Here is an 11947-nt window from a genome sequence, read left to right on the forward strand (position 1 = left end):
GCACTCACTAGAATGGCAGATCAACCGCAACAAAAAGCCCCCGTCGATGACGGGGGCCTGAATACTCGGGATTGACGGCTGCGCTTAGCAGTAACCGTAGCCCAGCAGACGCTGGTAGCGCTGCTCCAGCAGTTGCTCGGTATCGAGCGGACGCAGGGCGTCCAGATCCTGCTTGATGCGAGCCTTGAGGTTTTTGGCCATTTTCTCCACATCGCGGTGGGCACCACCGAGGGGCTCGTCGATCACATGGTCGATCAGCTTGAGCTCCTTCAGACGCTGGGCTGTGATCCCCATCGCTTCGGCAGCCACAGAGGCCTTGTCGGCACTCTTCCACAGGATGGAGGCACACCCTTCCGGCGAGATGACGGAGTAGGTGGAGTACTGCAGCATGTTGACGCGGTCGCCCACGCCGATTGCCAGTGCACCACCTGAACCGCCCTCACCGATCACGGTGCAGACCACCGGCACGGTCAGACCGGCCATCACTTTCAGGTTGCGGGCAATCGCCTCGGACTGGCCACGCTCTTCGGCACCGACGCCAGGGTAAGCGCCCGGGGTGTCGATAAAGGTGATGATCGGCATCTTGAAGCGCTCGGCCATCTCCATCAGACGCAGGGCCTTGCGGTATCCTTCCGGACGCGGCATGCCGAAGTTTCGCTTGATCTTCTCTTTGGTCTCTCGACCCTTCTGGTGACCAATCACCATCACCGGCTCGCCGTCGAGACGGGCGATGCCCCCGACGATAGCCTTGTCATCGGCATAGGCACGATCGCCAGCCAACTCGTCGAAATCGGTGAAGATATGCTCGATATAGTCAAAGGTGTAGGGGCGCTGGGGATGACGCGCCATCTGGGATACCTGCCAGGCACCCAGATCACCGAAGATCTTCTTGGTCAGCTCTTCGTTTTTCTTCTCCAGCCGGCGGATCTCGTCTTTCAGATCCACGGCGTGATTGCCTTCACTCACATGTTTGAGTTCATCAATCTGCGCCTGCAACTCGGCAATCGGCTGTTCAAAATCCAGAAAAAGACTCATAGGGCCTTAGAACCTCTAATCAAAAACCAATTCAACCCGCTCTCGTCCAAGCAGGACTCGCAAGTCATCTATCAGTTGATCGGTGGGCGTCACCCGCCACTCGGTACCGAGCGTCAATCGCACCCGGGAGCCGGGGCGACGATAGTTTACCTGAACCGGACAGACTCCGGCACGGGCGGGCTCCAAAATCTCGCACAAACGCGGGAAAAAGCGATCATCAATCCGCTGTTCATCGAGGGAGATGCGGATTGCTCTGGCAAAACGCTCCCTCGCATCGTTGATATCCAGTAATTCTCGAGCCGACATTTTAAGGCCACCGGAGAAGTCATCAAAGCTGACCTGTCCAGAAACCACCAAAATGCGGTCTTTTTGCATCAATTCTTCATATTTTTCCAGCGCTTCACTGAACAGGGTCACATCAAGGCGACCAGAACGGTCGTCCAGGGTGAAGATCCCCATCTTGTTGCCACGCTTGGTCACCATGCTGCGAGCCGCGATCACCAGCCCAGCCGCCGTGGTCACGGTATCGCGGGAGGTGGGATGCAGATCGCACAGGCGACCCGAGGTATAACGACGCAATTCGCTGCTGTACTGGTTGATGGGGTGGCCGGTGAGATAGAGTCCGAGGGTCTCGCGCTCCCCTTCCAGCCATACCTTGTCAGGCCAGTGCGGCACGTTGGCAAAAGCCTTCTTGACGTCGTCAATCTCTTCGGTGAGCACGCCGAACATGTCGACCTGCCCCACCGCCTGCGCCTTGGCGTGCTGCTCGGCGGCCCGCATCGCCTCCTCCAGGGTCGCCATCAGGGCGGCACGGTGGGGGCCGAGCCGATCCATGGCTCCGGAGAGGATCAGCTTCTCCATCACCCGCTTATTGAGCTTCTTGATGTCGACCCGGTTACAGAAGTCGAACAGATCGCGGAACGGGCCGTCCTGATCCCGAGCGCTCAAGATCGCATCGATGGGGCCTTCACCGACTCCTTTCACCGCCCCGATCCCGTAGACGATATGGCCATCTTCGTTGACCGAGAAGCGATAGCGACCGGTGTTCACATCCGGCGGGATCACGGTGAGCCCCATCCGCTGGCACTCATCCACCAGGGTCACGATCTTGTCGGTGTTGTCCATATCGGCGGTCATCACCGCCGCCATGAACTCGGCCGGGAAGTGGGTCTTGAGCCAGAGGGTCTGGTAGGAGACCAGCGCATAGGCGGCGGAGTGGGATTTGTTAAAGCCGTAGCCCGCAAACTTCTCCACCAGATCGAAGATCTTCATCGCCAGTTCGCCGTCGACGCCATTCTTGACGGCGCCCTCCTCGAAACCGGCCCGCTGCTTGGCCATCTCCTCGGGCTTTTTCTTACCCATCGCCCGGCGCAACATATCCGCGCCACCCAGGGTATAACCCGCCAGGGTCTGGGCGATCTGCATCACCTGCTCCTGATAGAGGATGATGCCGTAGGTCGGTTCCAGAATCGGTTTCAGGCTCTCGTGCTGCCACTTCTCGTCCGGATAGGAGATCGCTTCATTACCGTGTTTGCGGTCGATGAAGTTATCCACCATGCCTGACTGGAGCGGGCCCGGTCGGAACAGGGCCACCAGAGCGATCATGTCTTCGAAGCAGTCGGGGCGCAGCCGCTTGATGAGATCCTTCATACCGCGGGATTCGAGCTGGAATACCGCCGTGGTCTCGTAGCGCTGCAGCAGGTCGAACGACTTCTTGTCATCGATAGGGATGGCGGCGATATCCACCGGCGGCTTGCCCTCTTTGGCAAGACGCGGGTTTATCATGCCGAGCGCCCAGTCGATGATGGTGAGGGTCCGCAAACCCAGGAAGTCGAACTTCACCAGACCGGCGTACTCCACATCGTTCTTGTCGAACTGGGTAACCGGGTGATGGCCTTCATCATCGCAGTAGAGCGGCGCAAAGTCGGTGATCTTGGTGGGTGCGATCACCACGCCACCGGCGTGTTTACCAGCGTTGCGCACCACCCCTTCGAGACGACGAGCCATGTCGATGAGGTCTTTGACCTCCTCATCCTGCTCGTAGAGTTCGGGCAGCTTGGGCTCAGCCTCGAATGCCTTGGCGAGCGTCATCCCCGGATCCGGCGGGATTAGCTTGGAGATGCGATCGACAAAGCCGTAGGCATGGCCCAGCACCCGGCCCACATCCCGCACCACCGCCTTGGCCGCCATGCTACCGAAGGTGATGATCTGGGAGACCGCATCCCGGCCGTACATGTCGGAGACGTGCTCGATCACCTCGTCGCGCCGGTCCATGCAGAAGTCGACGTCGAAGTCGGGCATGGATACCCGCTCGGGGTTCAAGAAACGTTCGAACAGCAGGTCAAATTCCAGCGGGTCGAGGTCGGTGATCTTTAGGGCGTAGGCCACCAGAGAGCCCGCACCCGAGCCCCGGCCTGGGCCAACGGGAATGCCGTTGTCCTTGGACCACTGGATAAACTCCATTACGATGAGGAAGTAACCCGGGAAGCCCATCTGGTTGATCACTTTCAGCTCGATGTCGAGACGCTCGTCATACTCGGGACGACGCTCGGCACGCACTTGCGGATCCGGGAACAGGAACTCGAGACGCTCCTCCAGACCCTCTTTCGATTTGGCCACCAGAAAATCTTCGGTAGTCATGTCGCCAGTCGGGAAGTTGGGCAGGAAGTACTCGCCAAGACGCACCGTCACGTTGCAGCGCTTGGCGATCTCCACCGTGTTTTCCAGCGCTTCGGGAATGTCGGCAAACAGCTCCGCCATCTCCTCCTGACTGCGCAGGTACTGCTGGGGGCTGTAGCGACGGGGGCGGCGTTTGTCCATCAGGGTATAACCATCGTGGATGGCAACCCGGATCTCGTGGGCGTCGAAGTCATCGGCGTTGAGGAACACCACCTCGTTGGTGGCGACCACCGGCAGCTCGAACTCGGTGGCGATGGCCACCGCCATGTGCAAGTAGACCTCTTCGTCGGGTCGACCGGTACGCAGCAGTTCGAGGTAGTAGGCATCGGGGAAGTGGGTCTGATAGAAGGCGACGCACTGCTCGGTCATCTGCCGGTTGCCCTTGAGCAGGAACTTGCCCACATCCCCCTCGCGGCCGCCGGAGAGCACGATCACCCCCTTGGCATGCTCGGCGAGCCAGCTCTTGTCGATAACCGGCCGCCCCTGCACATGGCCGCGCTGGTAACCGCGGGAAATAAGCAGGGTGATGTTCTGGTAGCCGTCGTTATCCATGGCGAGCAGGGTGAGACGGAACTGCTCGTCGCCGAGCTCATCGCTCTGCACCCAGAAGTCGGCACCGACGATGGGCTTGATCCCCTTGCCGTGGGCTGCGCCATAGAAGCGCACCAGACCACACATGTTCATCTGATCGGTCAGCGCCAGCGCCGGCATGTTGTTGGCCGCAGCCGCCCCGACGATGGGGTTGATCTTCTGCAGGCCATCGACCATGGAGAAGTCGGAGTGGACTCGCAGGTGGATAAAACGGGGGTCAGCCATCGTCATGCCCTCTCATTACGCAAGCAGAACCAGCCAAGGCAGAAATCGTTCAGACAGATCAGCATGGATTATTCGAGCCCCAGTGCGCGGCGCACTGGCTTGAAGCTTTTGCGATACTCCGGCAACGGGCCACGCTCGGCCAGAATGGCGAGGTGCTCAGGCGTAGGGTAACCCTTGTGACGGGCAAAACCATACTCGGGATGGCGACTGTCTAGCTCGGTCATCTCCGCATCGCGGGTCACCTTGGCGAGGATCGAGGCGGCACTGATGGCGGCCACCAGACTATCGCCCTTGACCACGGCGCGCGCCTCCATCGGCAGCGCCGGACAGCGGTTGCCATCGATAAAGACCAGCTCGGGGGTGACCTTCAGTCCCGCCACGGCGCGCTGCATCGCCAGCATGGTGGCATGCAGGATGTTGAGTTCGTCGATCTCCTCCGGGCTGGCGCGACCGATGGCCCAGGCGAGCGCCTTCTCTTTGATCTCGTCAAACAGCGCCAGCCGCTTCTTCTCGGAGAGCTTCTTGGAGTCGTTGAGCCCCGCGATCGGATTGGCGGGATCGAGAATGACCGCAGCGGTGACCACGTCACCCACCAGGGGGCCACGACCCACTTCGTCCACACCGGCAACCAGCTTGTCGTCAGGAATATCGATCATCATCTTGTAGCCTTGAATCAAAACAGGCCCCGTGGGGCCTGACAGGGGTCGACTGGCGCGGCATCACCGCTCGGAAAACGGATTAACGGGCTGCGCGGCGCAATCGACGGTCCGAAATAGCGTTATCTGCCGAGCAGATCCGCCACCGCATCGGCGGCCTGCGAGTCGGCATTGCAGCGGATCAGCTGGTGCAGCTCGGTGAAGGTGTTGACCAGCGCACTGTTGTCGTGCTCGAAGTACTTGCTCACCTCTTCCACCAGATTCTCCGCGGTGCACTCGTGCTGGATGAGTTCCGGCACCAGCATGCGACCGGCAAGCAGGTTGGGCAGAGAGACAAATTCGGTCTTTACCAGTCGCTGGGCCAGCCAATAGCTGAAGGGCTTGAGCTTGTAGCCCACCACCATCGGCTTTTTCACCAGCATTGCTTCGAGCGCCGCGGTGCCGGAGGCCAGCATCACCACGTCGGCAGCAATCATCGCCTCGCGTCCCTGCCCTTCCAGCAGCACCATGTCGAGACCCGGCGCTACCTCGGCCTTGATGGCCATAAACTGCTCACGCCGTTTCTGGTTGACCAGCGGCACGATGAAGCCGAGATCCGGATAGCGCACCGTCAGGTGTTTGCACGCCTCGAGAAACAGGGGAGACATAAAGCCCACTTCTGCGGTTCGGCTGCCCGGCAGCACCGCCAGCCAGCGGCGATTGGCATCGATACCGAGATTGCGACGCACGGCAGCCTGATCCGGCACCAGCGGAATATCATCCGCCATGGTGTGACCGACAAAACGGCAAGGGGCATCGAAGCGGTCGTAGAAGGCTTTCTCGAACGGCAGGAAGGCGAGCACCATGTCGGTGGCGGCCTTGATCTTGTGAATGCGGTTCTGGCGCCAGGCCCACACAGAGGGGCTGACATAGTGAACCGTCTTGATACCGGCGCGGCGCAGTTTCAGCTCCACTCCGATATTGAAATCCGGTGCATCCACGCCGATGAAGATATCGGGCGGATTGGCAATAAAGTGGCGCAACAGTTCGCGACGGACTTTGAGGATGCGCGGCAGACGGCCCAGCACCTCGGTGATCCCCATGACGGAGAGCTCTTCCATCTCGAACAGGGCCTTGATGCCGAGGGCCTGCATCCGCGGCCCGGCGATCCCTTCGAACTGCGCATCCGGGTAGCGGGCCTGCAGCTCGCGCACCAGACCGGCAGCCAGAATGTCGCCGGAGACCTCTCCGGCGACGATACCGATACGAACCGGATCAGGCACGGATGATCCCGCGCTCGTTATCTTTGAGGAAGTCCACATAGAGCTGGACGGCCGGTTCGGCTTGCGCCATCTCGATCAGCACCGGCAGCACCTCTTCGATGGTCTTGCCGGAGCGGAAGATCTCTTTGTAGGCACGCTTGACGGCGGAGATGGCCTCGGCGCTGAAACCGCGGCGACGCAGACCTTCGGAGTTGACCCCGAACGGCTTGGCGTAGTTGCCGGCGGCCATCACGTAAGGCGGCACATCCTTGTTCAGGGCGGCGCAGCCACCGACGAAGGCGTGGGAGCCGACGCGGCCGAACTGGTGAATGGCGGAGAGACCACCAAAGATCACGAAGTCACCGATCACCACGTGGCCCGCCAGGGTCGCGTTGTTGGCGAAGATGCAGTTGTCACCGATGATGCAATCGTGGGCAACGTGAACGTTGACCATGAACAGGTTACCGCTGCCCACCTTGGTCAGGGATTGATCCTGAATGGTGCCACGGTGGAAAGTGCAGTTCTCGCGAATGACGTTGTTGTCGCCAATTTCGAGGAAGGTGCGCTCACCGGCGTACTTCTTGTCCTGGCAATCCTCACCGATGGAGGTGTGCTGGAAGATCTTGTTGCCGCGACCAATCTTGGTCGGGCCCTTGATCACCACATGGGAACCTACCCAGGTGTTGTCACCGATTTCCACCTCGGCGCCGATGACAGAAAAGGGGCCGATTTCAACCCCTTTACCGATCACGGCAGACTCATGGACGATGGCAGTATCGTGAATGATGGCAGTCTGGTCGATCACGTGTGTTAAACCTCGCGTTTGGCGCACATCAGCTCGGCGGTACAGACCACTTCACCGTCGACGGTGGCGACACCGGTGAACTTGGCAATACCGCGACGCTCTTTCAGGAACTCCACGTCCAGCACCAGTTGGTCACCGGGGCCGACCGGGCGCTTGAAGCGAGCGTTGTCGATTGAGGCAAAATAGTAGAGTTCGTTGGGAGACGGCTTGCCCACCATGGTAAAGGCCAGGATACCGGTGGCCTGTGCCATCGCTTCCAGGATCAGTACGCCAGGGAACACCGGCTTGGCCGGGAAGTGCCCCTGGAAGATCGGCTCGTTGAACGAGACGTTCTTGATGGCGCGCAGGGTTTTGCGCTCATCGCTGATCTCGTAGTCGTCTACACGATCCACCATCAGAAACGGATAACGGTGGGGCAGCAGATCCATGATTTCCTGGATACCCAGGCTCTTCTTTTCAGTAGTCAAAACAGTACCCTATACCAATCGTGATTATTCTTGATCCAGCTTCTTCTCAAGCTTGCTTAACCGCTTGTGCATCTCTTCGATACGCATCACCCGGGCGGCGGTCTTGCGCCACTCTTTATTGGTTTGCAGAGGGATGCCGGAAGAGTAGACACCGGGCTCGGTAATGGGTCGCATCACCATGGCCATACCGGTAACGGTGGCCTGGTCGCAGATCTCCATATGCCCGTTAAAGACGGAAGCGCCGCCAATGATACAGTATTTGCCGACCTTGAGACTACCAGCCATCACGGTGGAACCCGCCACGGCGGTGCCGTAACCGATCTCCACGTTGTGGGCGATCTGGCACTGGTTGTCGATGATGACGTTGTCAGCGATGTGGGTATCTTCCAGCGCACCGCGGTCAATGGTGGTACAGGCACCGATCTCGACCCGGTTGCCAATGGTCACACCTCCGAGCTGGGGGATCTTGATCCACTCGCCACGCTCGTTGGCATAACCGAAACCATCGGCGCCGATCACTGTGCCGGATTGAACCAGACAGTCGGTGCCCATGGTCACATTGTGATAGAGGGTGACGTTGGCCCACAGCCGGGAGCGGGCTCCCAGCCGGGTATTCTTGCCAACAAAACAGCCCGGGCCAATGCGTACATCGTCACCCAGCACGACGCCGGATTCGATCACTGCATTGGCGCCGATAGCCACTCTCTCGCCCAGTTGCACGTCAGCCGCGATAACGGCGCTCGGATGGATATCCGTGGCCGGCTGCGGGGTGGTGTCCAGCAGTTGGGCTACCCGGGCAAAGCCCACATAGGGGTCTTTGAGCACCAGGGCATTGGTGGGACAAAATGGCAGATCCGCTTCTGTAATGAGCACGGCGGTCGCCTTGCTCTGCTCCAGATAAGAGCGGTACTTCTTGTTGGACAGGAAGGTAATCTCACCCTCCCCGGCCTTTTCCAGTGTCGCTACCTTGCGGATTTCCAGGGTTCCGTCGCCATGGACCTGGGCCCCCAGTTGCTGGGCCAGCTGTGCGAGAGTAAATGCCATCAATTAGTTGCTCTTGCTTACCTGAGAAATAACCTGGCCGGAGATGTCCAGCTTGCTGGCGGCATACGGGGCGGCATTGCGCTCCAGCACCAGATCGTAACCATTGCTCTTGGCGATGGAATCGATGGCAGCCTGCACCTTGGTCAGAATCTTGTTGCGCTCTTCGGACTGACGGCGGCCGTTGTCCTGCTCAAAGGCTTGACGCTTCTGGTTGAACTCCATCTGCAGCTTGGCCAGCTTCTCCTGATTCTGCTTCTTCTGCTCGGCGCTCATGAAGGCTTCATCCTTGCGGAACTTCTCGACCAGCTTCTGGCCTTCCTGTTCCAATTTCTGCAGCTCACGCATGCGCGGCTCGAATTCACCTTTCAGCTTGGCTGCAACGGCTTCACGCTGGGGCAGCTTTTGGAAGACTTCGCCCATATCAACCACGGCGATCTTGGTCTCAGCGAAGGCAGAACCCATGCCGGCAGCCATCAGTGCAAAGCTCAAACCAGCTACTTTCAACGCTTTATTCACACTTACTCCTTGTTCCCTCATGGCGAGGGCTACCTGATTTACCCGATTATGCAAGCGGCGTTAGGACCGTCTTGTTACCTGGTGAGGCACGCATACCGCGCGTCCCATCATTGAAGACCCCCACCGCATGGGTGGGGGCGAAACTCTGCTTAGAAAGTACGACCGATGTTGAAGGAGAAGACTTCGGTGCGATCCCCTTCATATTTCTTGATCGGCTTGGCCAAGGCAAACACCAGCGGGCCCATCGGCGAGAGCCACTGCAGGGAGACACCGGCAGAGACCCGGATATTGCCCGGGTTGGAGTAGTCCTGGCTCAGATAGTTGCAATCAGAACCGGCGGCGCAAGGATATGCTCCGTTGGCAAAATCGGTGCTCCAGACGGTACCTGCGTCCATAAAGACGGTTGAACGGATCTGCGGACGATAGGTCTCGGAGACGAACGGGGTCGGGAAGACAAGCTCCAGTGAGGCGACGGCCAGAGCGTTACCGCCTACCGAGGTGTCGGAACCTTCGTAGTAGCCAGTTTCACACGGCTGAGAACCCGTGCAACTACCAGCACCAGGCTTGTTGTAGGTTTTGTAGATCGCCTTGGGACCAATGGTATTGCTCTTGAAGCCGCGTACTGTATCGAAACCACCGGCATAGTAGTTCTCGAAGAACGGCAGCATGGAGTCATCGCCATAGCCGTTACCGTAGGAGACACGACCCTTGCCGATCATAACCCAGCTGTGATCCGCATCGAGCGGGAAGTAGTGGGCATCCTCGGCAGAGAGCTTGTAGTACTGCAGCTCCATGCCCGGTACGGTCACCTTGGCGTTGATACGCTGACGATCGCCAGAAGTCGGGAACATCCCCTTGTTCAGGGTAGAGCGGGTCCAGCCAGCGGTGACATCGACGGTCACAAAGTCGAGGTTGGAACCATCCTGTGAGTAAGCATTCCAGAACTGATCCATCTGTACCGACTGGCGGTTATCATTCCACTGATCCCAGCAGTAGGTATTGCCATCAGTATCCGGATTGTCCTTCAGACACTCCTGATAGTTCTGGGCATTGAATGACGGGCGACTCAGCTTGGTGCTCTCGATACCGGTGCTGAAGTCGAGACGGTTGAACTCGTTGACCGGGAAGCCGCTGGAGAGACGGAAACCGATGGTTTCGTTCTCGTAATCGACAATATCGGCATCATCGGCGCGGAACTGGTTGTAGTAGACCCGACCACCCAGGCTGACACCATCCACTGTGAAGTAGGGGTCGTTGTAGCTCAGGTCAACGTTCTTGGAGTAGTCGTTGGTGCTGGCGTTGATGGAGACCTTTTTACCGGTACCCATAAAGTTGTCCTGGGAGATCCCCGCCTGCAGGCTCAGACCCGATTCGGTACCGTAACCGATACCGGCGTTGATGGAGCCTGCTGGCTGCTCCTTGACCTTGAAGTCGAGGTCAACCAGGTCATCGTTGCCCGGCACCCGCTTGGTGTCCACTTCGACGCTCTCGAAGTAGCCAAGACGGTTGAGACGACTCTTGGACTGCTCGATGTTGTCGGAGGAGAGCCAGGTACCCTCCATCTGGCGCATCTCGCGACGCAGCACCTGATCTTCGGTGGTGGCGTTACCGCTGAAGTTGATGTTGCGCACATAGACACGGGGGCCAGGCTCAACGTTGACGATCAGCTCCACTTCTTTGGTCTTGTCATTGACCTGCGGGAAGGTGACCACTTTCGGATAGGCGTAGCCGTAACGGCCGAGGAACTTGGAGAGCACCTCTTCGGTATGAGTCACCTGACTGGCGGAGTAGGTGCTGCCGGCAGCGATCGGGATCAATCCCTTCATCTCGCCACCGCGATCGATCAGGTCACCCTTGAGCTGGACACCGGAGACCTTGTACTGCTCCCCTTCCTTGATGTTGAGGGTGACGTAGACGCCCTTCTTGTCGGGGGTCATGGAGACCTGGGTAGACTCCTGCTGGAAGCGGATATAGCCGCGGTCCATGTAGTAGGAGCGCAGGGTCTCGATATCACCGGCCAGTTTCTGCTTCTGATAGCGCTGGTCGGCGGTAAAGTTCCACCAGGGCACTTCGTCGCGCAGGGAGAGCTGGGCAATCAGCTTCTCTTCAGGGAAGACGCTGTTGCCGACAATGTTGATCTGCTGGATCTTGGCCGATTCCCCTTCCACGAAGGTGAACTTGAGGTCGACCCGGTTGCGCGGCAACGGGGTGACGATGGCCTTGACCTTGGCTGAGTATTTACCCACGCCATAGTAGAAATCTTCCAGTCCCTTCTCGAGGGAAGTGAGTACGGTGCGATCCAGCGGATCACCCACACGGATACCGGAGGACTCCAGACTCTGGGTCAGTTGCTCCTCTTTGATATCCTTGTTGCCGGCAAACTCGATGCTGGAGATGGTCGGACGCTCCTTGACCATCACCTGCAGCACCTGGCCGTCACGGTAAACCTTCACATCCTCGAAGTTACCCGAGGCATAGAGCTTCTTGATGGCGCTGGCCAGAGCCACGGAGTCGACGGTATCACCGACCCGGATCGGCAGGTTCAACAGTGCGGCACCCAGGGTCACCCGTTGCAGACCTTCGACCTGGATATCTTGCACCACAAAAGAGGCAGGGGCCGCCTGGGCCAGGAAACTGGCACCCAGCAGGCAACTCAACACCAATGCTTTTTTAACAGCCATTTTGTTC

At 59.0% G+C, this 11947-nt stretch carries 9 protein-coding genes; all 9 read right to left on the minus strand.

Annotated features, from left to right (window positions below; translation table 11 throughout):
• Nucleotides 1-84 precede the first annotated feature (84 nt).
• Nucleotides 85-1035 (minus strand): acetyl-CoA carboxylase carboxyl transferase subunit alpha, encoded by a 951-nt coding sequence (gene accA, locus VF684_RS00175; protein WP_005338549.1) that lies wholly within the window; start codon nucleotides 1033-1035, stop codon nucleotides 85-87.
• Between the two features lie 15 nt (nucleotides 1036-1050).
• Nucleotides 1051-4530 (minus strand): DNA polymerase III subunit alpha, encoded by a 3480-nt coding sequence (gene dnaE, locus VF684_RS00180; RefSeq protein WP_042081101.1) that lies wholly within the window; start codon nucleotides 4528-4530, stop codon nucleotides 1051-1053.
• Between the two features lie 68 nt (nucleotides 4531-4598).
• Nucleotides 4599-5189 (minus strand): ribonuclease HII, encoded by a 591-nt coding sequence (gene rnhB / locus VF684_RS00185; protein ID WP_139440038.1) that lies wholly within the window; start codon nucleotides 5187-5189, stop codon nucleotides 4599-4601.
• Nucleotides 5190-5308: 119 nt separating this feature from the next.
• Entirely contained in the window at nucleotides 5309-6448 is a 1140-nt protein-coding gene (lpxB, locus tag VF684_RS00190) for a lipid-A-disaccharide synthase (protein ID WP_139440037.1), read from the minus strand.
• The gene (gene lpxA / locus VF684_RS00195) at nucleotides 6441-7232 is read right to left on the minus strand and encodes an acyl-ACP--UDP-N-acetylglucosamine O-acyltransferase (protein ID WP_005338557.1); all 792 of its coding nucleotides are present in this window, start codon (nucleotides 7230-7232) and stop codon (nucleotides 6441-6443) included. The genes lpxB and lpxA overlap by 8 nt, the downstream gene beginning before the upstream one ends.
• A gap of 5 nt (nucleotides 7233-7237) precedes the next feature.
• On the minus strand, nucleotides 7238-7699 hold the full coding sequence (gene fabZ / locus VF684_RS00200; protein WP_005338559.1) for a 3-hydroxyacyl-ACP dehydratase FabZ: 462 nt from the start codon (nucleotides 7697-7699) through the stop codon (nucleotides 7238-7240).
• A gap of 24 nt (nucleotides 7700-7723) precedes the next feature.
• Nucleotides 7724-8743: a UDP-3-O-(3-hydroxymyristoyl)glucosamine N-acyltransferase gene (gene lpxD, locus VF684_RS00205; protein ID WP_139440036.1), complete on the minus strand. Its 1020-nt coding sequence runs from the start codon at nucleotides 8741-8743 to the stop codon at nucleotides 7724-7726.
• Between the two features lie 3 nt (nucleotides 8744-8746).
• Nucleotides 8747-9259 carry an OmpH family outer membrane protein gene (locus VF684_RS00210; protein WP_005338563.1) on the minus strand — a complete coding sequence of 171 codons (513 nt, stop codon included), beginning with the start codon at nucleotides 9257-9259 and terminating at the stop codon, nucleotides 8747-8749.
• A 149-nt stretch (nucleotides 9260-9408) separates the two neighbouring features.
• Entirely contained in the window at nucleotides 9409-11940 is a 2532-nt protein-coding gene (gene bamA / locus VF684_RS00215; RefSeq protein ID WP_257725388.1) for an outer membrane protein assembly factor BamA, read from the minus strand.
• Nucleotides 11941-11947: the final 7 nt, after the last annotated feature.

Source organism: Aeromonas sp. Lyrl_2, from assembly GCF_051948815.1.
Classification (GTDB): Bacteria; Pseudomonadota; Gammaproteobacteria; order Enterobacterales; family Aeromonadaceae; genus Aeromonas; species Aeromonas veronii.